This is a genomic window from Pseudoalteromonas sp. CNAT2-18.1 (genome assembly GCF_022347865.1).
Lineage (GTDB): Bacteria > Pseudomonadota > Gammaproteobacteria > Enterobacterales > Alteromonadaceae > Pseudoalteromonas > Pseudoalteromonas ruthenica.
Genome location: NZ_JAKRFR010000005.1, coordinates 89,029 through 113,813 on the forward strand (window position 1 = coordinate 89,029; position 24,785 = coordinate 113,813).

Here is a 24,785-nt window from a genome sequence, read left to right on the forward strand (position 1 = left end):
ACAATACCGGCTATTGCTGCCAGCGTTAGCGACAGTATTTAGCAAATAAGCTTGCTACCGTAGCCGCAGTTGGTTTTCCGTGCTGCCAATCGCCGCCTTCCACACCACTGCCGGCAATATCCATATGTACATAAGGAAGCGGCTGCTCGCTATCTAAGCCATGCTTATCTAACCCACCCACAATCGCCAAAAAGGCCATCGGGAACTGATGGCCCCGAGCAGTGACTGCCGATGCGGCATTATTACTGGAAAGCACATCGTCAGCTAAGGTGCGTGGTTGCACAAAATCATAGTCTTCGCGACGCGAACGCGATACCTCGGCGCAATCGGCCCATAAGTCACCCTGCTCCACCAATTGCTGTGAGAGCTGCGCTTTACGCGCTGGACCATTTTCAACATAGGCACTATAAGGCCCCACAGCTCGGGCGGCATGCCCGGTGAGAGTAGCTACGGTAAAGAGCTCAGGATTCACCTCGCCTTTGGCCACTTCTTTAGCCTCACTGAGTAAATCACCCATTGCCAAGCGGCCCTCAGCATCGGTATTACCAATGCGCACGCGGATGCCTTCACGGCTGGTAATAATCTCATCAGGAACAAAGCAATCCGAACCAATGGAATTACGAACCACGGCCAAATAGGCAATCACTTTGACTCCTTTAGGCTGTGCTTCAGCGACGGCTTTCATAAACCCAGCGACAGATGCGGCACCGCCTTTATCGCGACTCATGCCGGCCATGAAGCCACCAACTTTTAAGTCCGCACCACCGGTATCGTAAACAAGGCCCTTACCGACAAAGATCAACGTGCGTTCAACATTGCCTTCAGGCACATAGGCCATTTTTACCACGCGTGGGTGATGACGCTCTACCGCATAGGATGCGCGAGCAACGGTACTAAGCAAAGGATACTCTTTATCAATCGTCGCGATATCACTGATCACATCGACCTTCACCGCAGTACCAGCAAAAGCCTCGACACAATAATCAGCGAAGCGAGGCGGCGCCATACGCTCTGGCTCAGTGCCACATAAATCACGTGCCGCATATTGGCCGGCGGCAATCGCGTTGACCTGTTTTAGTTGTTCATCTGTAGCGCCGACCAAGCTAATAGTATTCAGTGCAGAGATAGCATCGCCATGATATTCACGTGCTTCTAAGGGCTGCCATAACGCTTGGTTAGCACCTAAAAAGGCCACTTCCAATGCGAACTCATAACCTGGACGCTGTTGAATATTATGCACATACAAAGCCGGCTTGATAGCGCCTGCTTCCTTCGCTACGGCAATGCCTTTTTTAGCCGCTTCAAAGACACGGCGCACATCATCATAATCCCGCCCTAAAGGGCCTGTGGGAGTCACAATCAAGCGCTTACCTGGCGCTTGTTCGCTGATCAATAATGCCGGTTGCTTACCTACACGGCTATCTATCGCCGCGTGAGTATTGATTTGTTCAGCATAGGCTTGGGGCAGCGCATCAAGGGAGTCACAGATAATAATAAGAGCATCGTTTTCGCTGGTTGCACTAAGTGCATCAAGGCTAGCGCAAGACGTAGCGCGTGCATAAGACATAAAAAAGGTCCTAATCTAAAACAAAGGACCTACATTATCGGTGATTTACGGGGTCTTGACTAGCGAAGCCCTGCGCCACCTTAGGGATTGTAAAGTGGCGTTGACAAGTTGTGCTTACGCTTGCTCTGAACCTTGCTGTTTTTCCCGCTTATGTTTAGCGATCACAGACCACGCCTCAAGCATGACCAACACACTAACAATAAGGACGATGGCATCGAGCACAACAAGCAACCAGTTCCCCTGTTGGTAGTACTCAGCAAGTTTAATGACCCCCGCAAAGAACGCCATAATCAATACAAAGACCATAGGGATCAGCGTGAATTTAGCCGGACGACCTGCTTTTATAAGCATCACCGAGATCACCAGTAAGGTTAAGCTGGCAAGGATTTGGTTGGTAGAACCAAATAGCGGCCAAATGATCATGCCACCACTGCCAGATGCGCCACCGGCGCCAAAGGCAAGTAACAAACAACACCCCACCGCAACTAACGTAGCAACGACGCCATTTTTAAGTGCCGATATTTTATAAATGTCGCCCCACTCTTGAATAATATAACGCTGGAGACGCACACCTGAGTCCATCGTTGTGCCTGCAAATAACACCACCATTACCGCCAATAGGGTTGAAGCAACTTCGGTGGAAATACCCCAGCCACTTTCAATTAAATTAGCGCCACCGGTAATAAAAGCACTCACACTGCCAGCGCCTAAATGACTGTATATTTCATGCCACTCCTCTGGGGAAACAGCCAAGGCCACGCCACTAACGGCCACCAGCGTGATAAGCGCTAAACATCCTTCCCCTACGGCACCGAGGTACCCCACAAAGCGACCATCGGTTTCTTTATTCAGTTGTTTTGAGCTCGTTCCTGAGGACACGATGCCATGGAAGCCTGACACCGCACCACAGGCTATGGTGACAAACAACAAGGGGATAATACTGGGCGTGTCAGCAGCGGTTTGCATGTTAAACGCGGGAGCTGTGATATCAGGCATAGAAACAAAGACAGCGCCATAAAGCAGAACCAGCCCCACCAACAGCTGCATGCCGTTAATGAAGTCGCGCGGTTGCAGTAGCATCCAAACAGGTAATAACGAAGCAACTGCAGCATAGACAAAGAGAATAATGATCCAGTTGGCTTTATCCGCTAACCCAAACATTTCACTAGGCAGTGCCAGGGGCATTGAGCTGCCCATGTAAATCGTAGCGTAGAGTACGCCAACACCAATGGCACACAAAGGAATAAGCGGCATATTTCGACGCAGCAGCTGACCTATCACTAAGGCCACCACAATCGCCGACCAAGCTGGGAATACCGCATTAGGTTGCGAGACAAACGAGTTCGCAATCACCACGCCAAATACCGCATTCACCATCAACAGCACCAAAAACACCACAATCATGAATAGAGAACGCGTGCGCGAGCCTATGACTGATTCTGATAACGCCCCCATGGATTTGCCCTTGTGCCGAGCACTGGCCCATAGGGCGCCCATGTCGTGAACACCAGCAAAGAAAATAGTACCAAATACGACCCACAATACCGCAGGCACCCATCCCCAATAAACCGCAATCGCGGGACCTACAATGGGCGCGGCACCCGCTACCGAGGTAAAATGGTGTCCCCACAATACCACTTTATTGGTTGGCACATAATCAACGCCGTCTTGGAGCTCATGAGCTGGAGTTACAAACTTATCGTCCATTTTGAAGATTTTTTCGGCGATAAACTTGGAATAGACGAACCAGCCAAATAGCATGCCGACAATACCAAGCAAGACAATAACTACTGATTGCATAGTCTTCTCTCTTTATTTTTGTTGTCATTACAATACTCTTCGCTTTAGCAAAGTGTATTAGTCGCACGAGCACAGGCCGACGAGGCTAAGTGCCTAAAGTAGCAATTTACCTTATCAGCTTAGTTTAAAAATTCATTAACGCTTTAGTCTAAAATGCTTAACTGGGTAGCTTGTTGCTGTTGCTGTGAAATTCCAACGCCCAAGCCCAGTAATCTCACCTCTGGAGTGTTGCCGCGTTGATAGGCTTTCGTCGTTAGCGCTGCGAAAGTGTCTAGATTCAAGGCGAATCCACTTTGATCAGCAGTAGTCACCTGAAAATCGGCAAACTTTACTTTGACTGACAACTTGTTAATGGCGTTGCTAAGTTGGTTGCGCTCAAGGCGTTGTTGCAACTCCTCGAGTAAAGCGGGTAAGGCCTGGTGACATTGTAGCAATGAGGTTTTGTTATATTCGTAAGTGTGTTCAACGCTGAGTGACTTGCGAATGCGCTCGGTTTTAACTCGCCCTATTACTTCGCCTGCACACTTTTGGTATAAGGACACACCAAAATTCCCTATATGCTGCTGCATCCAGTTTACTCCCTTATCCAGCACATCCTGGCCTTTGTATAATCCTTTCTGATGCAACCGCTCTAGCGTCACTTTGCCAACGCCGGGGATTTTCTTTAAGTCCAACTGAGCAAGAAAGTCTGGCAGTTGCTCAGGAAGAATTACGCATTGCCCATTCGGCTTATTCTCGTCGCTGGCTATTTTGGCAACAAACTTAATAGGTGCGACTCCTGCTGAGGCTGTCAGTCCAGTTTGTTGGAAGATATCTTGGCGAATTTGCTCAGCAATAAGTGTGGCACTGCCACGGCATACCTGTGCTTGAGTCACATCCAAGTACGCTTCATCCAAAGAAAGTGGCTCGATAAGGTCCGTATAACGGCTAAAAATGGCGCGAATTTGCTGTGAGATTTGCTTATAAAGTTGCATCCGCCCCGGGACAATGACTAAATCTGGGCACAATTGTTTAGCATGGTAGTTAGACATCGCCGAACGTACGCCGTACTGTCGAGCAATATAGTTTGCCGTTGATAGCACTCCACGACGACTACGCCCGCCAATGGCCAAAGGCAGGTTTGCAAGTTCAGGATTGTCGCGCATCTCTACGGCGGCATAAAAGCAATCCATATCAATATGGATAAATTTCTTCATCGCGCTTGTGGGGCCAGGGCAGCCCAACAGTTTTAGGTGAAACTATAGTGACAAAAAGTGTAAGGAAAAGCCACAAACAACTGTATAAAGCACTGTATAAACAATCAAACTAAGGTTTTGGTGCGTTATCTCTGCGCTTGCTACGTTTAAACAGTCCAAGCCAAAAAATAAGCTCGCCCACGACCGCCACCAGCACCAAGGCAATCACACCTTGGCTACTACCGATGGCATAGCACAACAGCGCCAAAGGTAAGGCCCATAGCCACAGGTACTTTCTCAGCGTCATTGATGTTTCTCGTAAATGTACTTAACTCTACCTTACTCAGTGCTCGCTACGCTGTATACGAACAAAATGTAAGCAGTTATTGCTGATAGCGTACTAAACGCACAAATACATCACTACTTTTAGCATGAAGACTATTTTTACCACTGTAAAATTCATACACCCAAGCATGATCTGCCGGTGTTACTGCAGATGTGCTGGACCAGTAATTATCATTACTGGCATCTAAAAACAGGTCTAAATTTAGGCTGGGCTCAACACATCGATGCTCAACAATGGATGCGAGTTCTTTACTGTTAGGCAAGTGCCAGTCATCAAAACCGGCAAACTCATCATTAGTGGCGCTTTGCAGTGCCTGCTGCCAGTTAAGCTGTTGCGCCGCCCCAGAGCAACTTTGCAGTTCAGCATCGAACTGTTGCCCATAGCTACAACGTTGCCACATCAGCCCTGTGGCGTTATCAGTAATCGTACCATCAGCATGAATCACAAAGCGCTCTGCCGGGGTACTAGCTTGCAGATTATAACAACGCTGTTCAGCCCAAAGCGATGTACTCACCACAGCCACCACGATTAGAAACGTATAATTCATGATCACTCCTATGGGTTGCGCACCAAACGTACGTAAGCGGTATTACCTTTGGGGTAAGCCAAATCGTTACCTGAGCTCATATCAATAATAAAGGCTTGAGATAAAGATTGGCCGTCAACGCTGGTGCGTGATGTCCAGTAGTTTAAATGCCCCAGTAAACTCACCGACGGGGTGTGAGTAAAGTAGTCCGGGCTAATCATGAGTGCCTGACCATGGCGTTGATAATCCACCAAGCTCAGCAACTCAACATAGGTAGGTAGACGCCAATTGGCCCCACCGCAAAAGTCGATGGCATTGACCTCATCGATATATTGTTGCACCGAGCAATCGACGTCACTAGGACATGAGCTATTGGCTGGCGCGCGCTCACTCCCGATAAGCACGCCTCCCTCACCGTTAAGAGCCCAACTGTAATGATTCTGACCTTCGCGCAAGTCGGTATTTGGTAAAGTGTGGGGGTTGGCTTGTTTCACTTCCCATATAAGGCCAGTGACATTATCGCGTACACAAGCAAACTCGGTGGCAGAGTCGGGCAATTCGTCGGCAAACTCATTCAGTTTAGTAAAGTCAAAGGCCATATCTCCTTTGCCCACTTTGTCTAAGCGCTGCGCTACACTGTCTCGGCCTTGCTGCGCATCTTGCCCTTGGAAGTCTGTGCTATCACAGCTGATTGCTTGGCTGTTATTAAAGCACGCGCTCATACCGGTGTCGTTAATCAGCCCCAACGCGCGACGCTGCACGCTCACAGTGACCTCATCACTCGCACTGCGGTTAAGTTCATCGCTCACCCTAACGCTAAAGCTCAGTTGTTGTGCTACATCGATGTCGGGAGCAACAAACTGCGTTTCGCACTGGCGCTCACTGGCTAGGGTGACGGCACTGCCGCTTTGCTGCTGCCAGTAACAGCTAAACTGACCACTCACCGTTTCACTATTACCGGCATTGAGAGTCACGGTATCAAACTCAGTGGCCTGCTGGTCCTCCCCTGCATTGGCAATGACCACTTGCGCGGTTTTATTTAGCAGCAGGCTATATTCGGTGCTCACTTGACCGCCCTCGTCATCACTGACAAACACAGTCCACGCAAGCGTGGTATCACTATCTAGTAGCGGGTGGCGAAAACTTAAAGTAGCTTCATCAACAGCGCTAAACTGCAGTTGCGGGCCCTCAGTTTGTTGCCATAAATAACTTGCAATAAAGCCGTTTTCATCAGGATCGCTAGAGCCAGCCGCACTCAAGGTGACAACATCATTATATTGTGAGGGCAGTTGTTCGGGGGCAATTTGCGCTATGGCTATCTGTGGTAACTGGTTTGCTGAAGCGATATTAATGGTAAGCGTATCAGATACTAAGGTATTGTCTGGGGCTCGATAATCGACCTTAATTTGCGCCGCGCGGTCACCCTTAACGTCCGGGAGCATCAGCGCCAACTCTTGCTCTTCACTGGGTAGCCCTTCGATAGCCGGACCGGAAAGTTGTTGCCACCTGAAAGTGCCTCCGGGAGGCGACACTTGCGCGTTGATGATTAATTCTGATTTTTCTACCGCATCGCGATCAGCACCAACATTAATACTCGCATTTTCAGTGACTTCGTCGCCGCCACTGCCACCACAGGCAACCAATCCCGTGGCCAAAATGATGCTGAGCGCGCTATGAATAAGTCGACCCATGATGTGCTCCCAATTATTGCATAGCCCTACCAACGCAAGTTGCTTGCCAACATCATCAACAAACCGTATTTATCAGGTGTTATAAATAACTGTCCTGGTGAATACGAACAAATAGTTTAGTACCAACTTTGGAGTAATCGACTTTGTATTCTCGCCCATCCAAAGCTTGAATAAATAGCAAGCGTTTTTCTTCTGCAAAAACATCCGGGCTGGCAATGTACACCATCTCAAGATAGCGCTCTTTAGCCTCTCGACGATTTTTGGGAAGCTCTTCTTTAAAGGGCTCTAGGCCGTGCTGAGTCACTTTAATTTTTGGCTGCTCTTCGCCATTAACGATGACTAAATCCAGCTTCTTAATTTTATGAATGATGGTATTACGACCACTTTTTATAAATGCTCTATCGTCAGACATATGTCTTATCCTGTCTACTTGCTACTGTGGCTATTGAGTTGCTGTTGCAACTGCACCACAGTGTTAGCCGGGTCGCGTTGCCATCTATGTAATAAATAGCTGAACGCCCAAATATCACGGTCTAACATAGCGGCGGGTATTAATATTTCATACCCAGTCAAAAATTTTAAGTTCTTCATTCTATTAGCAAACATAGCTAATAATCCAGTATATTTTTGCCCCGACTGGCTGACGTACTCGGTATCCTCAATCAACCACTGTGGTGGGCATTCATTGCCATCGCGGCAATACGCTTTGATCGCCTGCAGCAAATAATGCCGTTGTTCCACTAGCAAACGGCCCGCCAACCGGGGTGAAAGCTTATTTAAGAACTCATCTTCTCGCTTCAAGCTTAGGCCCACAACATTTAACTCGAGCGTCTGCATTGCTTGGTCGATACTCACCACACCGACCTGTTGTACGTTATCGACATCCAGCTGCCACCAGCCGTATTTATGATTATAGCTAAGTTTCTGTTTGTCGAGAAAAATGCTGTAAAACGGCTCTCTCAGCTTTAAGTATCCCACTAGCATGCCAACTAAAGCGGCGCTCAGTAAGAAAATCTCCGCTATCAATATGTCAGCGCTTTTAAACTGTATAAACAACACCAAGAATACCAAGACAATCGCGCTGGTAATGAGTATTTCGCTGCCGTGGCGCGCACTGTGGGCTCGAATTTTCGCGTATCGGCTGGCGCTCCCCTGTTCTGAGGGCTGCGTATTAGGGGGTGTTTTTTTATTACTCATACGCTCTCTTTTTGGTGCCACTACGTATACTCCTATTGTACGTATAATTTGCGAGTTTTATACGCAGCAAGGGTAGGCAAAGGTTACAAAAATGCGGCAAATTGGGAACACAGTGCATCATTTTGCTGAATTTTCGGTTAACACACAAAAATACAGGATTGGCGGTCTATGTGTTAGAGCGCAAGTTTGTAAACTAAGCTCTCACCTTTTTCAGCCGAGAAACCATAGGTACCGTCGATGAACCACAGTAGGCATTCGGGCAAGGCACTTTTCCCTGTCATTATTATCATTTTCTTAGGGCTGTGTATTTACTTATATCTGCCCAAAGGGCAATCACAGCAACCCAACATGGGCGCTCAATCAACTCGCGTGCAAGCTCATACCGTGACCAAAGACAGCCGAGCTATCACCGTTGATGGTATCGGCAGCGCGCGAGCAAACCAAGCCGTATACATTAAAAGCGCCCAAAGTGACTATATCGACAGTATCCATTTTGATGATGGCGACAAAGTGCAAGCAGGACAACGACTGGTGCAATTACGAGATACTGAGGAACAGTTGCGAGTCAAGGAGCTGCAAGCCAATCTCTCTGAAGTAGAACGGCAGTTGAATCGTTTGACCGAGCTGGCCCGTTCACAAGCCACGGCAAAGTCACTGTTAGAAGAGCAATTAGCAAAGTTTGAAGCCACCCAGGCTCAGCTTGAAGCTGCTAAAACCAAACTCGCGGAGATGCGTGTTACCGCGCCCTTTTCGGGAGTGCTAGGTAAACGCATGGTGTCTAAAGGGGCATTCGTGAGCACCAACACTGAAATTACCACGTTAGACGACATCAGCGTAATTAAAGTCGACTTTAATGTGCCAGAGAAGTACCTTGCGCAGCTGGGTGTGGGAATGACAGTAACTGCACGCAGTGACGCTTACCCAAATAAGCTGTTTACCGGCAAAGTGTCTCATGTCAGCTCTCGTATCGACACCAACACCCGTAGCGTGCCAATTAGCGCCAGCTTCGCCAATGAAGACAATATCTTGCGCCCAGGGATGTTACTCGGTACGCAACTGGAATTGCAAACCTATGAGGCCTTATTGGTACCAGAAAAGGCCATTATTCCACGTCAAAACAAACACTTCGTTTTTCAAATTGTGGAAGGTGTAGCCAAAGAGGTCGAGGTGAAAATCGATAAGCGCTATAACGGTTGGGTAGGCATCAGTGAGGGTCTAAGCAGTGGCGATCAAGTGGTCACAGAAGGCATTATTAAACTGCGCTCAGGCTCAGCCGTGACTGTTGAGGAGGCTGCGCTGTGAGAATCACCGACACGGCTGTTAAGCGTCCGGTTTTTGCGATTGTAATCAACCTTTTATTACTGACCTTCGGTTTGGTGGCATTCTCAATGCTGCCCCTTCGAGAGTATCCAGATATCGATAGTCCCATTGTCAGCGTCAGTACTGACTACACTGGTGCTTCTGCGGAAATTATCGAAACTAAAATTACTCAAGTAATTGAAAACCGCATCTCCGGGATTGAAGGCATAAAAAGTATCACGTCCTCGTCGCGCAATGGCCGCTCTAATATCACCATCGAGTTTAATATTGACCGAGATATCGATGCGGCGGCAAATGATGTGCGAGAGCGTGTGTCGCGCGCACTGGACAACCTCCCCGACCAAGTTAGACCTCCGGAAGTATCCAAATCCAATTCCGATGAAAGTCCTATAGCTTGGTTTGTACTCAATAGCTCAACCATGAATACCTTGCAGCTATCCGATTATGCTCAGCGCTACATTGTTGATCGCCTTGCGGTTGTTGACGGCGTATCCAATGTTCGAGTGGGTGGTGAACGCCAGTATGCAATGAAGATTTGGCTAGACCGCGAGGCCATGGCGGCACGGGGCGTTACAGCCAGCGATATTGAGCAAGTTTTGCGAGCTGAAAACGTAGAGCTGCCAGCAGGGGAAATCGAGTCTGTTGATCGTGATTTTTCGGTCCGTACCGCGCGTAGCTATATAAGTCCTACTGACTTTCAAAACTTGGTTATTGCTCGTGGTGATGATGGCTATCTCGTGCGTTTAAACGAAGTCGCTGATGTACAGCTTGAAGCCGCCGACGAAGAAAGTTTATTCCGTGGTAATGGCCGCAATATGATTGGCCTAGGTGTGGTTAAACAAGCAAAGGCTAACACCCTCACCGTGGTGGAGAACGCTCGCAAAGAATTAGAAAACATCAAACGCAACTTGCCTCCAGGTACCACAATAGAAGACAGCTATGACTCCTCGATTTTCATTAAAGAGTCTATTGATGAGGTGTATCGTACGCTGGCCATATCAATGGCCTTAGTGGTTTTGGTTATCTACCTGTTCTTAGGCAACGTGCGCGCCACGTTAATTCCAGCAATCACCGTCCCTGTAGCCTTAGTTGGCAGCTTTATGTTTTTACTTGCCATGGGCTACTCTATCAACTTGCTAACCCTGTTGGCACTGGTGCTTGCTATCGGTTTGGTGGTCGATGACGCCATTGTGATGTTGGAGAATATTCACCGGCGTATTGAGCTCGGTGAGCCTCGTTTACTCGCCGCGTATCGCGGCGCCCGCGAAGTGGGTTTTGCCATTGTTGCAACCACGTTGGTACTGATCTCCGTGTTTGTGCCCTTAGTCTTTATGGATGGCCGTATCGGCGCTTTATTCACTGAGTTTGCCATGGCGGTGAGCGCGGCTGTGTTCTTCTCCAGTATCACCGCACTCACACTTTCCCCAGCTCTGTGTTCAAAAGTGCTGAAGCAAAGTGAAAGCGAGGGCCGGTTTAGTCAGTGGATGGACCGTCAATTTGCAAAACTTGAAGGCGCCTATGCTCGCACTCTTGAGGGCAATGTTCGACGCTCAAAAATGTTGGCCGTAGTGCTGATGCTAGCGGGTCTTGCCAGTTATCTGCTGTTTCAGCAGATTCCATCTGAACTGACACCTAAGGAAGACCGAGGCACCTTCTTTGTGATGATGAACGGCCCAGAGGGCGCAAGCTATGAAAATAACGCCGCCAATATGGATAAAATTGAGCAACGCTTGTTGCCGTATGTTGACTCGGGTGAACTCAATCGAGTTCTGGTTCGAGTGCCGGGTTGGGGTGGTCAAGGTGGCGTTGCGATTATCGGCATGGCTGATTGGGGCGAGCGCAAACGCGATACCTGGACGGTAATGAATGAGATCAGTGGCAAGATGCGTGAAGTAACGGATATTCGCGCCTTTGCCATCATGCGCAGTGGCATTGGCGGCGGCGGTTCTTCGCGCCCCGTTGAGTTTGTTTTGCAAGGCAATGATTATGACGAGCTTGCCGATTGGCGTGACCGCATTATTGCTCGGGCAGAGAAAAACCCCGGGTTAGTGCGTATCGACCATGATTATAAAGAGACCTTCCCACAATTTTTGGTCAGTATCGATAAGAACAAAGCCGCCGACTTAGGGGTCTCTGTCTCTGATATAGGCCGCACTTTGGAGACGATGCTCGGGCAACGCCGTGTCACCACCTTTATTGACCGTGGTGAAGAATATGATGTGATTTTAAAGGGCGAGAAACAAGACTTTGCCAGCCCACAAGATGTCTCTAATATCTATGTAAACTCACGCTCCGGGCAACTGGTGCCCCTTGATAGCTTAATCAGTATCTCTGAAGAAGCCACAGCGTCTAGGTTGAATCGTTACAACCGTATGCGCGCTATTACCTTAAGTGCCAACCTCGCTAGCGGCTACACTTTAGAGGAAGCCTTAAGTTTCTTAAACCAAGTGGCTGCAGAGGAAAATGATATTGATGGCGCCATTGACTATAAAGGGGAGTCACAGTTGTTCTATGAAGGCGCCTCCGCCATGGTGTATGTCTTTATTCTGGCATTAACGGTGACCTTCTTGGTGTTGGCAGCACAGTTTGAGAGCTTCGTTCACCCCTTGGTGATCATGCTTACCGTACCACTGGGGATTGCTGGGTCGTTATTTGGTTTGCATATAACCGGTTTGACCCTCAATATTTACAGCCAAATTGGTATCGTTATGCTTATTGGCTTAAGCGCCAAAAACGGTATTCTTATTGTTGAATTTGCCAACCAGTTGCGTGATAAGGGTCTGGAATTTCAAACAGCGCTAATCCAAGCTGCCACACAACGTTTGCGCCCTATTATTATGACGTCGCTAACCACAGTGATGAGTTCGGTGCCTCTAGTGCTAGCAAGCGGCCCTGGAGCTGAAAGCCGTATGGTTATTGGTGTGGTGATCTTTACCGGGGTAAGCATCGCGACCATACTCACCTTGTTCGTAGTACCCAGTGCTTACTATGCCCTTGCTCGTCATACTCAGTCACCAGAGTATTTACAGCAACGCTTGGCAAAACAGCAACAAGATAACCCGCTCAAACAGCAATAGTGCACGAGAAATGCTCACCTGCGAGGGTATTCCCTCGCAGGTGAGCGATAAACATCAGACGGCCGTTCTACTGTTAAAAGGGTAAATACATCGAGGTGTTAGTATGACAAGTTTACACACAGCCACCTTTGGCGGCGGTTGTTTTTGGTGCATCGATGCGGCCTTTCGCCGCGTTCGTGGCGTGCATAAGGTTGAATCGGGTTATACCGGTGGACACAGCAATTCACCAACATACCGTGAGGTATGCAGCGGCGAAAGCGGTCACGCAGAAGTTGTGCAAGTGCACTTTGACCCCGCTGTGATAGATTACACCACCCTGTTGGCGATGTTTTTCACGCTTCACGACCCTACGCAGCTTAACCGCCAAGGAAATGATATTGGTAGTCAATATCGCAGTGTGGTGTATTACCACGATAGCGCCCAAAAGCAGCAGACCGAGGTGGTGATAGCGCAGCTACAAACTCATAGCGCCGCAAAAATTGTAACCGAAGTCAGTCCCGCATCAAGGTTCTATCCCGCTGAGGATTATCATCAAGACTATTACAGCGAAAATCCGAACCAAGGTTATTGCAGTATCTTAATTGCCCCAAAAATAGAGAAGTTCGAGCACACTTTTAGTGACTTGCTCATATCATGACTGCTGTAAAACAATGAAAAGCCTCCACTTAGGAGGCTTTTTTGCACAGCTATAAATCGAATTGCAATCCAGCGTATACCTTGCGCTCAGCGCCGCGATACGCAGAGGTGACCTCACCCGTGCTCCAATCCGTGGCCGCCACGTTGGTGATATATTCTTTGTCAGTGAGATTATCAACACCGAAGGTGAACGTGAGGTCGCGTAACAATTGATAGCGAGCATTGAGGTTCACCAAAGTATAGCTTGGCAAGTCAGTACGATAGTAACTTAACCTATCGGAGCGGTACTGCAGTTGTGCACCGACATACCATTTGTCGAACTGCTTACCCACGGACCAGTTGAAGGTTTTTTCAGCTCTAAGCACCAATGCTTGCCCGGTATTGTCGTCTTCAGCATCAACATAACTAAAGTTAAGCTGGTGATCGATACCAAACATATCTTGCACTTGTGCACTCAACTCAACTCCTTCAAAACTCGCTTTGGCAATATTTTCCGGGCCGTTGTTGCCCCATGCGATGAGGTTATCGAATTGGTTTTGATACAAGGCGATATCGTATTGCCCAGATTGCAAATCAAGGCGCAGACCGAGCTCGGCATTGTTTGACTCTTCAGGTTGCAAAGCATCGTTGCTGCCCCAAATGGAACTGGCGTCATTAAACGAGGGTGCCTTAAACGCCGTGCCGTAGCTGGCGCGAAACGTCGCAATGTCACTTAGCGGCACACCCGCCGCTAGGTTGTAGGTGAAGTGGCCGCCAAATTGTGAATGATCATCATGACGCACAACGGCATTGGTATTAAATGCCTGGCCATCATAATAGCCTCCCACATACACACCTTTATTATTACGCGTCTGCACGGTAAAACCGGACGCAGGCTGCTCTGGTGTCGCCGAGCTGCTGTAGGAATCGCTAATGTCTTCATAGTAGTAATCGGCGCCACCACTGACAGTGATAGCTGGACTAAAGACATAATTAAGCTGATAGCTTAGCTCATCTCGTGCAGTGCTGTACTCATTGCCACGATAACCTGGCGCGCCATGTTGCTGAGTATTAATCTCATCATCTTGAGCAAGACTGGTTTGTAGCTTGTGAGCAAAGGCACCATGGTTTTTACGCCAACCCAGTTGCACATGGTATTTTTCAAAGTCGGTGTAATCATCACCAAAGCTAGTGTCGTATTCGACATAGCCTTCACTGTACTGCCCTAACAACTCCAGCACGCCATAATCGCCGAGATCATAGCCGAAACGCGCACCGAGGTTTTGGTTTTCATAGCCATCTTCATCTGGGTCTTGCCCAGTGGTGACGTCAAAGCCGTCGGTGTGCTCATAGCCAAGGTTGAATGCCGCATTGAACGCTCCTTGGCGAAAAGCAAAAGCACCTTGCGCATTCACGTAGTTGTCACTGCCACTTTGTACACTCACACTTTGGCTATCGCCGTCTCGGGTGACAATATTGATGACCCCGGCTAAGGCGTCTGAGCCATACCATGCGGCGCGAGCACCACGGATCACTTCGACTCGTTCAATACTATTTAGTGGCACACTAGAGAGCGCCTTATACCCTGTAGTGGCTGAACCAACACGAACGCCATCAACAATAACCAAAGAGTGGCTGCTAGCCGCCCCACGAATAAAGAGGCTGGTACTTTGACCTTGGCCGCCACTGCGAACAATATCGACCCCGGCATAATGAGATAATAACGCCGGCAAATCACGTACGCCAAGGCGCTCGATGTCTGCACGAGTGATCACATCGATACTGGCGAGCACATTTTCGATAGGTTGTTCGAACTTATTAGCGGTGACAGTCAATCGCTCGATAGACTGTTGCTGCTGCGCACATACCGCGCCGGAGAAAAGTGCCGCTATGCCTACAGCGACTTTGGTTTTGTTATACATGTTAGTCCCTATACCTGCGCCCACCGCACAGGAAAATGTAATGAAATGGATGTTATGGCCGGTCTCCGGACTGAATGAGCAAGACTCATATCACCGTTGCGGGGGCAGTGCAGGCTTTTCACCTGTTTCCCGATTATCCCAGTGGCTTAACTGCGTTCTGCGCTTGCGGGCACCATAACAAGGTGGCGCTATTTTGCGGACTGATGACAATAAAGTCAATGGACGTCTAAACATCTATAAAAAGATGGACTATGGCATTAACTTCACCAATAAAAAAGCCAAGTGCGAATGACTTGGCTTGAGAGGTATCTAGTCGCGGAAGTTCTTAAATTGAAAGGGCTGACCTAACTCGGCTTCGCGTACTAATTGCATTACTTGTTGTAAATCGTCGCGCTTTTTCCCGGTGACTCGCACTTCTTCACCTTGGATGGCGGCCTGAACTTTGATTTTGCTGTCTTTAATCAGCTTAACCAACTTTTTCGCGATATCTTTAGCAATGCCTTGTTTCATTGTAACTTGGCGGGTGACGTATTTACCGTGCAAATCAGCTTTTTGAATCTCAAAACTGTTTACATCTAAGCCGCGTTTTGACGCCTTACTGGCAAACATATCAAATAACTGCATCACCTGCTGTTCAGCTTCTGCGGTAAGTTCGATCAGTTCATCTTTTAGTTCTATCTTGGCATCTACGCCGCGAAAATCGTAGCGGGTTTCGAGTTCGCGTTTAGCGTTTTCAACCGCATTTTTTGCTTCGCTCATTTCGATTTCAGAAACGATATCAAATGAAGGCATGAAATTCTCCGTAACTGGCTTGTCGTTTCGGGGATTATACCCCGAGATCGGTATTTTTGTGCACTGATACACAGTGAATTCAGTTTACAGTTTGTTATACTGCCTGCGATTTCACCAGTTATAAAGGTAAAGTAAAGTGACGCGCAGAGTTTATCAGGGGTTGTTTCTAATCACATTGGTGGTCTGCACCCTGCTATTTGTTCAAGAAGTAAAAGGCTCTGTTACGCAGCTTTTCCCTCACGTCGATAAGGTCGCTCACTTTGGTATTTTCTTCGTGCTTGCCTTTATTATGGATAAAGCCTTTAGGATCCCCTTTTTTGTCCAGGTGGTATTGTTGTTATTATACGGCGGAGCAATTGAGTGGATGCAGGATATGCTGCCCTACAGGCAGGCATCTTTTTATGACTTTCTCGCCGACGCGGCAGGCGCGGCCAGCTACTTTGTGATTCACTACCTATGGCAGAAAAAACGGGCCAAGGCTTAGCGCCTACTTACCTTATCGGGCCGGGGGCACTCGGCCTCACATTTGCCCACTTAATGGGGCAACACCGACCGCTAAAGCTGTTGGTGAAACCTTCTCATCCCAGCACTTTTTATTATTGCCATGGGCAGCAGAAAAGCCCCGTGGCAGCCACGGCTTGTTTGAAACCGTGCGAGCCAATTACAGAATTGTGGCTATTCGTTAAAGCGCATCAGCTGCAAGCGGCGCTGGCGCAGTGTCGCCCTTATTTGGCCCTCGATGCAGATATTATTATTAGCCATAATGGCATGAGCGACCTAGCACCACTTAAACAGCAACTGACTCCTCAGCAGGGATTATTCTTTATGCTCACCCAGCAGGCAGCTTACAAAACCGACGATAAGCATGTCGTCCATGTCAGTCAGGGCGACTCTGTGATAGGAGCCGTCAATGCTTGCGCGCAGCAAAACTTTAAGGCGCAGTTAAAGCAGTGGCAGAGATTAATCCCCGCTCTGACTGGGAGTGATGATATAACCCATGCGCGATGGCAAAAATTACTGGTGAATTTGGCAATAAACCCCATAGCAACCTGGCATCAGCTGCGCAATGGTGAGGTGGCCGCCCCCTGTTATGCCAGTGATGTCTTTGCACTACTGCAGGAGGCGATTACCGTAGCTAAAGCGCAGGGAGTTGAATTATCACTGCCGCAAAGCCTCGACAGCGCCTATCAAGTAATGCGCCTAACAGCGGGCAACCGCTGCTCAATGTTGCAGGATAAGTTATTGGGAAGGGAGACAGAAATAGCAGCCATGTGTGGCTTTATTGCCAGCTCGGCGCGCCTGCTTAGCCTCAGCGCGCCTATCAATGAGCTGTATTATCGGCGAATTACGGGCGATACACCTTCACATTGTTAAAGCCGTTTTCGTGCAGGATCAATGCCTGTAGTTGGCTCATCACCCCTTTAGCACAATACAGGTAGTACTCTTTGCTCTGATCTAAGTCGCCAAACTGAGTCGCTAAACGGTAAAACGGCAAGTGTTTGACCTTTACCCCGTCAATCTCTAACGGCTGAGCATCTTCCTCTTCGGGTGAGCGAATATCCAGCACCACCGCATCCGTTGGCAATTGTGATACCGATTCCGCTTCCTTGACCTCTTCTTTAGCTTGAGTATCAATATCGCGAATATCCATCACTCGAGCATTATCAACCACGGTTTCGAGAACCTCGAAATCAAACTGCTGCTCTTGCTGCTCAATTACCTCTAACTTGGCTTTCACCGTTGGTTTGCGCGAAATCACGCCACAGTACTCGGGCATGGCTTCGGCCATCTCGGAGGTGCCAATGGCGCGAGCAATATCAATAATATCTTGCTTATCATGTTGGATAAGTGGGCGAATGATCAGCGTATCGGTCACTCGGTCAATGACACTTAAGTTTGCCAGAGTTTGGCTTGATACTTGGCCAATACTTTCACCAGTGACCAGTGCTGGAATCCCCAGTTTTTCAGCGATAATGCTACCAGCACGCATCATCATGCGCTTGAGCACTACACCCATTTGCGAGTCTTCGACATTTTCTAGAATCTCAGCAACCACCGGCTCAAAGTCGACGGTGATAAACTTAACCTTGTGAGTCGAGCTATATTGTGACCAAAGATAATGGCTTGCTTGCTTCACGCCAATTTCATGGGCCGCGCCGCCAAGATTGAAAAACAAGAAGTGCGTACGCGCCCCTTTGCGGATCATTTGGTAGCTGGCCACCCCGGAATCAAAGCCACCAGACATCAGCGATAACACATCTTCTTGAGTTGGCAATGGAAATCCACCCATGCCTCGGTGCGCTTGGGTGACAATGTACGCGCGCTGGTCTTTAATTTCGATCTTTACTGTTACCTCAGGCCGCGTAAGCTTAACCCGAGCACCGGGTACATGCTGGTTTAGTCCGCCGCCAACATAGCGTTCGACATCGCTCGAGGAAAAGTCATGCTTACCTTGACGCTTACAGCGCACACAAAAGGTTTTACCGGCAATTTCATCGCCAAGGAGTTGCTGTGCCTGCTGGTAAATTTCATCAATGGTGGTGAATTCAATTTCTTTTACTTCATTAAATTGCACGATACCAGGAATACGCCCGAGGCTGTCAGCCATTGCGCGGCGCACTGAGTCATCGGTTAATGCCGATTCAACCGTAAGGTTATCCCAGTTGTTGCGCACCTTTACCTGCTCATCAATGCGTCGCATCATAATCTTAATGTTGTTCTCTAACACCTTGGTAAAGCGTTTACGAACGGACTTACTTTTTATCGCAATTTCGGGATGCAATTTAACAATAAACTTGATCATGACTTAACTCACAGCACACAGATAAAGCCACACTTCTGAATGAGAAAGTGGCGGAGGATTCACCGAAGCGCGCGATTATAGCAAAAACCGCTCGCCTTCGGAAATAATAGCTTAACTATGCGTGGAGGGTGACGTTTGTAGTTGCGCTTGGCGCTGCTGATAGTGTTGCTTTAACAATCCCAAAGGCTCACGCCCAGCTGCGGTAGTAAAAGCCATAAACAAGGTGATTATTTTCAACAAGCCTTGATAGATATCGCCGCGATTCAGCTCGCCGCTTTGGCGACGCGCTTTGATGTAAGGAGTCCAGAAGCTGACTGTCAGCTTTAACATATGAGTTAGCTCTGCCGCTTGCTCTTCATCGACGTTGAGAATACCGTTGTCACCCAACGCCAAGACAATGTCGGTTACCTGGTCAAACAAGCGTTGTTGGAACGCGATATAATCAGCTTTAAGCTCAGCATCGCGAGACAAAATGTCGGTCATATTGTCGTAGAAAAAGTGAAATTTCCACATGAGCTCAAACAAGGCATCGAAATAATGGCTAAGCTGCGCCATTACCGGCTCATCGTGATTAATCGGCTTAAACTGAGTATCTAAGTGCTGGCGATACAACTTAAAGATATGGCGAATGATGTCTTCTTTATTTTTAAAGTGGTAATACAAATTTCCAGGGCTGATTTGCAAATGGGCTGCGATATGATTTGTTGTGATAGCGCGCTCACCGTGGCTATTGAAAAGCTCAATGCTGGCTTGAATTATGCGGTCCTTGGTACTCATTATTACTTCCCCACCCTGATTGCAGGTGAGCAGTATAAACATCTTAGTCACAGTTAACAATTTATCACATGGCTGAGAGTTGAGTTTGCACTGGCAACTCACATAAAGACTGCTAAAATGCGGCCATTGCATTACATAAAAACAGAGAATCATATGCAGGTAACGGCTATCTACCCAGGGACCTTTGACCCCCTTACGAATGGTCACTTAGACCTTATTGAGCGCGCCGCTAAAATGTTCGATCAAGTCATAGTTGCGGTGGCTCATAACCCGAATAAAAAGCCTTGCTTTAGCCTTGAAGAAAGAGTGGAGTTAGCAAAGCAAATTGTCGCCGACCTTGGCAATGTCACAGTCATTGGCTTCAGCGGCCTACTTGCTGACTTGGCTAAAAATCATAAAGCGAATGTATTAGTGCGAGGTATTCGCGCGGTCTCCGACTTTGAGTATGAATTCCAATTGGCTAACATGAATCGCCGCTTGAACCCCGACTTAGAGAGCGTATTTTTAACTCCCGCAGAAGAGAACTCGTTTATCTCATCGACCTTAGTAAAAGAGGTTGCCTTACATGGTGGTGATGTTTCTGAGTTTGTTGTGCCGCAAGTCGCCGCCGCTCTGAAAGAAAAGCTCGGCTAAATATACCGGTGGTAACGCTACCCGTTATCACCTACTTTCTTTGGTGCCAGAGAGGCCTTTAAAAACCGCCCTATTCGACATAGACCTAAGAAGTCTTTATTGATAATTAAAGATACTATTATGATAGTGTCCGCCACATTGATACCAAAAGAGTAAAAAGTCCAGAACCACCATGGCTCTACATTTCCGTTCACGTGTAAGTCTATATGCATATACAGAAAAAGGCAGGCATTAAATACTAAAGCTAGAATACAGTAAAGTTGGGCAGGATACCTATCAGCAGTATAGTAAATATATATAGAAATCAACGCTATGGTAAGTATATCTGCGTAGAAGTAATAGATGTACATCTCTGAGCTGTTGTGGGTGTGAGAGGTAGCTAAGTAGGACAGAAATATTATTAGGGACAGAAAAAGAGGCGAGTTAACTCTATTCTCATGGCTCGAGAACGACACGATATTGAATAACAATGCCATGAGCAGCCCCCAAAGTACGAAGGCGCCAACGTAGGGCCCTAATAGCTCGGAGAGAAACAAAAGCGGCTTATACCCCTAACTTTTGATTTGAATAACCTCTTTAAACTCCTTGAGACATTGATAATCCCTAAAATATCCCTATCAACAATCAGCACGACAATCATTGTCAGATCAGACAAATTCATACCAATTGAGTATAAACTCCATAGCCACCACGGCGTAACATTTCCCTGAATAACGATGTCATAATGCATGGCCAAAAACAAAGAGGTGTTAAAAGATAGCCCAATAACAACATACACTACACCGGGCGACGCTTTAGGCGACTTAAATGCAAAAATAACTGAAATCAATGCGAGGGTGACTAGGTCGTACATAACCCAAGTCATATAGGTATCAGCGCTCGTAAAGAAGTTGTGGAAATGATCACTGATAAAGTATGAGACGGCCATGACAAAGCTGACCCACAATAACTTTAGATCATTCTTTGCTTTAAAACCTACAAGCATCAAATTGAAAAAGAGAGCCATTAGGAAGCCCCAGACTACGAAGGCCCCCATAAAAATTGCTAGGCTTTTTTCAAGATACATCCACCCTCTCGATTTTCACGGCTAGTTTTCTTTCTTCTTAGTTGGAAGAAGAACATCACCACCGCCGCGCTGGATTTCAGCTTGGCTAGCAGCGACAGCATCACTTGATAAACTTACTGTATCAGATTGTAACGTCTGGGTGCTAGTAGTTTGTGCGGTAGGCTGTTGTGTTTGTTGTTGTAACTTAGTGTAAGCCTGTGTTTGTAGTTGAGCATTAGCATTAACTTGCATGATGTTAACTCCTTTAAAATTTTGTTAATTATTTGCTAAGCAAACCTAACTTAACATGCTTTGGGTACACACGTCACACTTCAAAGGCAATTTCTTAGCAACTCACTTTAAGCTTATGCACCACGCGTGCCAATATTTTTTGACACGCTCAGAAGCCCCAACTAAGCAACGTTTTTACATGGTATATCACCCACAGAGTGTTGCTGGTGTAGGTAGAAATCCATAGCAACTTCGTCACAGTTATCTTTACGCAGACAAAGCTCACAGTCTTTCATCACCTTTTCAGGAAGGCTTTCTTTGCTGCTGTCTGCAAACCCAAGTTTAGCAAAGAAATCCGGTACACGCGTAAGTACAATCACTCTTTTAAGCGCCAACTTTTTGGCTTTCACTAACAGGTGATGAACCAATAAACGCCCCTGCCCTTTTACTCCGGTATCGGGGTTAACCCCTAATGAGCGAATCTCCGCTAGGCCGGTATCATAAATATACAACGACGCACAGCCTGTTACCTGGCCATTCACTTCGGTTACGGCAAACTCATTAATGGAATGCACCATATCGCTTTTAGCACGGGGTAAGTTCTCTCCTACCTTGGCCCAATATTGCACCAGCTCACTGATAGCTTCAACATCATGCAGATTGGCATCACGTACTTTAATTGTACTTTGCTGTTTAGCTTGCTTAATGGCGAATTCCACTTGCTTTGGCGATGTTCCACCTAGAGCCTTACGTGCCGCCAAACAGGCATCGAGTGCCAACATAGGATAAACATCTTCAGCAATAACATCGCACACCGATTGAAATTCGGACAAACTCAACTGCTCAAGGCTTTTTCCTTCTGAAATTGCCAGCTGCACCAGTTGCCCAACAATATGATGCCCTTCACGAAATGGGATCCCTTTTGCCACCAAATAATCAGCAAGCTCGGTGGCATTCGCATGCCCACCTTGGGCGGCGGCTTTGGTCTTATCACTATTGACCTTAATGCCGTTTACGCATGATTGCGCCATATGTAGACATGCCAGCCAAGTCGGTAGCGCATCGAAAAGTCCTTCTTTATCTTCTTGCATGTCTTTGTTGTAGGCTAAAGGCAGTGACTTTAACGTCATCATCATCGCACTCATAGCACCAAAAACACGCCCTGTTTTGCCGCGAATCAACTCTAAAGCATCGGGGTTTTTCTTCTGCGGCATCAACGATGAGCCGGAGGTAACGTTATCGGCCAACTCAATAAAACCGGCTTCGCCAGAATTGTAGAAAATTAAATCTTCAGCAAAACGTGACAAGTGCAACATTGAAATGGATGCCGCGCTCAGCAGCTCGACCACAAAGTCTCTATCAGAAACCGCATCCAAGCTATTACGAGTCGGCGCTGCAAAACCAAGATCTTGCGCCAAATGCTCGCGGTCAATGGCATATGCAGTGCCCGCCAGCGCACCACTTCCAAGTGGACATTGGTCCATACGCTGAACCGCATCATTAAGGCGACTACTATCGCGCTCTAGCATTTCCACATAGGCCATGCACCAGTGGCTAAAAAGTACCGGCTGAGCGCGCTGCAAATGAGTGTAGCCAGGTAGTACCGTGCCTAGCTCTCGCTCGGCTAAGGCAATCAGTGCATTCTTGGTCTCACTGATGGCTTCACTGACTGTCGCCGCCGTTTTTTTGCACCACAAACGAAAGTCGGTAGCGACTTGGTCATTACGGCTGCGGCCAGTGTGTAGCTTCTTCGCGAGGTCACCCACTTTGTCAATCAGCGCGGCCTCAACAAAAGAGTGAATATCCTCTTCACCGCTGATAGCCACACTTTCGGGCTGCGCTTGCACTTGCTCCAACAACTCATACAGCGCCGCAACTAAACGTCGGTGTTCATCATCGTTGAGTACCGCCACACGATTTAGCGCGCCGGCCCACGCCACTGAACCAATAATGTCTTGCTCCGCCATGACATAGTCAAATGGTAATGAATCATTAAACTGTTTAAATGCTTCATCCGGTCCAGATGAAAAGCGCCCGCCCCATAATGCCATTGTTGCTCTCCTCGTTACTTCTTCAGTGCTGCAATTCTGCTTGAAAGTGAAAATAGCCGTATAAAGCCCTCGGCATGAGACTGGTCATACACATCGTCCTCGCCAAAAGTGGCGAAGTCTTCGCTGTATAAACTGTTTTCTGACTGCTTTTGCACGGCGATTGCCTGACCTTTGTATAGTTTCACCACCACTTCACCATTGGCATGCTCGGCAAACGCATTGGCCGCGCCCAGAATCGAATCTTTTAAAGGCGTAAACCAACGGCCGTCATAGACCAAGTGCGCAAACTCTAGGGCAAACGTGTCTTTCCATTTACGGCTCGCTTTATCCAGCACAAGTTCGTCAATAGCCTGCAAAGCAGCCATCATCACCGTGCCGCCAGGTGTTTCATAACAGCCGCGAGATTTCATACCCACCAAGCGGTTCTCAACAATATCGACACGGCCAACCCCGTGCACAGCAGCAATGTCATTGAGCTTCACTAAGCATTGATAAGGGCTCAGCGCTTCTCCATTTACGGCAACCACCTCACCGCGTTGAATGGTTAGCGTCACTAACTCGGCTTCATTTGGCGCTTGCTCAGGTGATTGCGTCATGGTCCATACTTGCTCGCTGGGCTGACACCAAGGATCTTCAAGCTCCCCACCCTCATGGGAAATGTGCCATGCATTGGCATCACGACTATAAATTTTCGTTGCCGATGCAGCGCAGGGAATATCTCGCTGCGCTAGGTAATCCAGTAACGACTCCCGGCTTGATAGATGCCACTCTCGCCACGGCGCAATCACTTTTAAATCCGGTGCCAACGCCGCAAAACAGGACTCGAAGCGTACTTGGTCATTACCTTTGCCAGTACAACCATGAGAAAGGGCATCGGCACCCACTTTGCGAGCTATTTCAACCTGTGCTTTGGCAATAATAGGACGTGCCATTGACGTCCCTAGCAGGTAGGTGCCTTCATACACACAGCCGGTTTTGAGCGTCGGATAAATATATTCAGCCACCATCTGCTCTTTTAAATCCACCACGTAACATTCGGATGCCCCTGAGGCGATGGCTTTTTCCTCAACCCCTTCGAGCTCTTCGGCGCCTTGGCCCACATCGGCGACAAAGGCAACCACTTCACAGTCATAGTTTTCTTTTAGCCATGGCACGATGGCTGATGTATCTAGTCCGCCGGAATAGGCCAGTACGACTTTTTTAATTGCGCTCATTTC

The 24,785-nt window shown here is 47.9% G+C and carries 22 protein-coding genes and 1 riboswitch; of the genes, 6 read left to right on the plus strand and 16 right to left on the minus strand.

Annotated features, from left to right (window positions below; all coding sequences use genetic code 11):
- Window positions 1-25 precede the first annotated feature (25 nt).
- From MHM94_RS11905 to MHM94_RS11940, 8 genes are all read right to left on the minus strand, one after another.
- Window positions 26-1,567 carry a leucyl aminopeptidase family protein gene (locus tag MHM94_RS11905; RefSeq protein ID WP_235419581.1) on the minus strand — a complete coding sequence of 514 codons (1,542 nt, stop codon included), beginning with the start codon at window positions 1,565-1,567 and terminating at the stop codon, window positions 26-28.
- A 114-nt stretch (window positions 1,568-1,681) separates the two neighbouring features.
- Window positions 1,682-3,367, minus strand: a complete 1,686-nt coding sequence (locus MHM94_RS11910) for a carbon starvation protein A (protein ID WP_235419580.1) — start codon at window positions 3,365-3,367, stop codon at window positions 1,682-1,684.
- A 143-nt stretch (window positions 3,368-3,510) separates the two neighbouring features.
- Entirely contained in the window at window positions 3,511-4,563 is a 1,053-nt protein-coding gene (dinB, locus tag MHM94_RS11915; protein ID WP_235419579.1) for a DNA polymerase IV, read from the minus strand.
- A 109-nt stretch (window positions 4,564-4,672) separates the two neighbouring features.
- Window positions 4,673-4,849, minus strand: a complete 177-nt coding sequence (locus MHM94_RS11920; protein ID WP_156148001.1) for a hypothetical protein — start codon at window positions 4,847-4,849, stop codon at window positions 4,673-4,675.
- Window positions 4,850-4,925: 76 nt separating this feature from the next.
- Entirely contained in the window at window positions 4,926-5,435 is a 510-nt protein-coding gene (locus MHM94_RS11925; protein WP_235419578.1) for a DUF1566 domain-containing protein, read from the minus strand.
- An 8-nt stretch (window positions 5,436-5,443) separates the two neighbouring features.
- Window positions 5,444-7,105, minus strand: a complete 1,662-nt coding sequence (locus MHM94_RS11930) for a DUF1566 domain-containing protein (RefSeq protein WP_235419577.1) — start codon at window positions 7,103-7,105, stop codon at window positions 5,444-5,446.
- Window positions 7,106-7,184: 79 nt separating this feature from the next.
- The gene (locus MHM94_RS11935; RefSeq protein ID WP_022943414.1) at window positions 7,185-7,517 is read right to left on the minus strand and encodes a hypothetical protein; all 333 of its coding nucleotides are present in this window, start codon (window positions 7,515-7,517) and stop codon (window positions 7,185-7,187) included.
- A 14-nt stretch (window positions 7,518-7,531) separates the two neighbouring features.
- Complete coding sequence (locus MHM94_RS11940) at window positions 7,532-8,302, minus strand: DUF2982 domain-containing protein (RefSeq protein WP_235419576.1); 771 nt, start codon at window positions 8,300-8,302, stop codon at window positions 7,532-7,534.
- 237 nt (window positions 8,303-8,539) lie between these two features.
- Between MHM94_RS11940 and MHM94_RS11945 the strand changes: the two genes are divergently transcribed.
- The 3 genes from MHM94_RS11945 to msrA all read left to right on the plus strand — a co-directional run bounded on the left by MHM94_RS11945 (window position 8,540) and on the right by msrA (window position 13,336).
- The gene (locus tag MHM94_RS11945; RefSeq protein WP_138587701.1) at window positions 8,540-9,604 is read left to right on the plus strand and encodes an efflux RND transporter periplasmic adaptor subunit; all 1,065 of its coding nucleotides are present in this window, start codon (window positions 8,540-8,542) and stop codon (window positions 9,602-9,604) included.
- Window positions 9,601-12,699 carry an efflux RND transporter permease subunit gene (locus MHM94_RS11950; protein ID WP_045979292.1) on the plus strand — a complete coding sequence of 1,033 codons (3,099 nt, stop codon included), beginning with the start codon at window positions 9,601-9,603 and terminating at the stop codon, window positions 12,697-12,699. Before MHM94_RS11945 ends, MHM94_RS11950 begins: the two co-directional genes overlap by 4 nt.
- Before the next feature lie 103 nt (window positions 12,700-12,802).
- A complete protein-coding gene (msrA, locus tag MHM94_RS11955) occupies window positions 12,803-13,336 on the plus strand; it encodes a peptide-methionine (S)-S-oxide reductase MsrA (RefSeq protein ID WP_045979291.1) in 534 nt (177 codons plus the stop codon).
- A 49-nt stretch (window positions 13,337-13,385) separates the two neighbouring features.
- On the opposite strand, the gene MHM94_RS11960 is transcribed toward msrA, so the two are convergent.
- Window positions 13,386-15,236, minus strand: coding sequence for a TonB-dependent receptor (locus MHM94_RS11960; protein WP_235419575.1), 1,851 nt, complete (start codon window positions 15,234-15,236; stop codon window positions 13,386-13,388).
- Between the two features lie 38 nt (window positions 15,237-15,274).
- Window positions 15,275-15,428, minus strand: a riboswitch (cobalamin riboswitch).
- A 117-nt stretch (window positions 15,429-15,545) separates the two neighbouring features.
- On the minus strand, window positions 15,546-16,028 hold the full coding sequence (locus MHM94_RS11965) for a YajQ family cyclic di-GMP-binding protein (RefSeq protein WP_022943408.1): 483 nt from the start codon (window positions 16,026-16,028) through the stop codon (window positions 15,546-15,548).
- A gap of 136 nt (window positions 16,029-16,164) precedes the next feature.
- Here MHM94_RS11965 and MHM94_RS11970 point away from each other — a divergent pair, with 136 nt between their 5' ends.
- Window positions 16,165-16,512 carry a VanZ family protein gene (locus tag MHM94_RS11970; RefSeq protein ID WP_151173384.1) on the plus strand — a complete coding sequence of 116 codons (348 nt, stop codon included), beginning with the start codon at window positions 16,165-16,167 and terminating at the stop codon, window positions 16,510-16,512.
- Window positions 16,485-17,402: a 2-dehydropantoate 2-reductase gene (locus tag MHM94_RS11975; RefSeq protein ID WP_235419574.1), complete on the plus strand. Its 918-nt coding sequence runs from the start codon at window positions 16,485-16,487 to the stop codon at window positions 17,400-17,402. Before MHM94_RS11970 ends, MHM94_RS11975 begins: the two co-directional genes overlap by 28 nt.
- Here MHM94_RS11975 and thiI read toward each other — a convergent pair.
- Together thiI and MHM94_RS11985 are read right to left on the minus strand one after the other, a co-directional pair.
- Entirely contained in the window at window positions 17,374-18,831 is a 1,458-nt protein-coding gene (thiI, locus tag MHM94_RS11980; RefSeq protein WP_045979288.1) for a tRNA uracil 4-sulfurtransferase ThiI, read from the minus strand. The two genes, MHM94_RS11975 and thiI, sit on opposite strands and share 29 nt — an antisense overlap.
- A gap of 111 nt (window positions 18,832-18,942) precedes the next feature.
- Window positions 18,943-19,608 (minus strand): TetR/AcrR family transcriptional regulator, encoded by a 666-nt coding sequence (locus MHM94_RS11985; protein ID WP_026110898.1) that lies wholly within the window; start codon window positions 19,606-19,608, stop codon window positions 18,943-18,945.
- Between the two features lie 153 nt (window positions 19,609-19,761).
- On the opposite strand from MHM94_RS11985, the gene coaD reads away from it, so the two are divergent.
- Window positions 19,762-20,241, plus strand: a complete 480-nt coding sequence (gene coaD, locus MHM94_RS11990) for a pantetheine-phosphate adenylyltransferase (RefSeq protein ID WP_152441498.1) — start codon at window positions 19,762-19,764, stop codon at window positions 20,239-20,241.
- A 514-nt stretch (window positions 20,242-20,755) separates the two neighbouring features.
- Here coaD and MHM94_RS11995 read toward each other — a convergent pair.
- The 4 genes from MHM94_RS11995 to MHM94_RS12010 form a co-directional block, all read right to left on the minus strand.
- On the minus strand, window positions 20,756-21,307 hold the full coding sequence (locus MHM94_RS11995; RefSeq protein ID WP_022943401.1) for a hypothetical protein: 552 nt from the start codon (window positions 21,305-21,307) through the stop codon (window positions 20,756-20,758).
- 21 nt (window positions 21,308-21,328) lie between these two features.
- Window positions 21,329-21,538, minus strand: a complete 210-nt coding sequence (locus MHM94_RS12000; RefSeq protein WP_045979286.1) for a hypothetical protein — start codon at window positions 21,536-21,538, stop codon at window positions 21,329-21,331.
- Between the two features lie 161 nt (window positions 21,539-21,699).
- A complete protein-coding gene (gene argH, locus MHM94_RS12005; RefSeq protein ID WP_138508701.1) occupies window positions 21,700-23,568 on the minus strand; it encodes an argininosuccinate lyase in 1,869 nt (622 codons plus the stop codon).
- A 14-nt stretch (window positions 23,569-23,582) separates the two neighbouring features.
- On the minus strand, window positions 23,583-24,782 hold the full coding sequence (locus MHM94_RS12010; protein WP_022943398.1) for an argininosuccinate synthase: 1,200 nt from the start codon (window positions 24,780-24,782) through the stop codon (window positions 23,583-23,585).
- Between the last annotated feature and the right edge of the window lie 3 nt (window positions 24,783-24,785).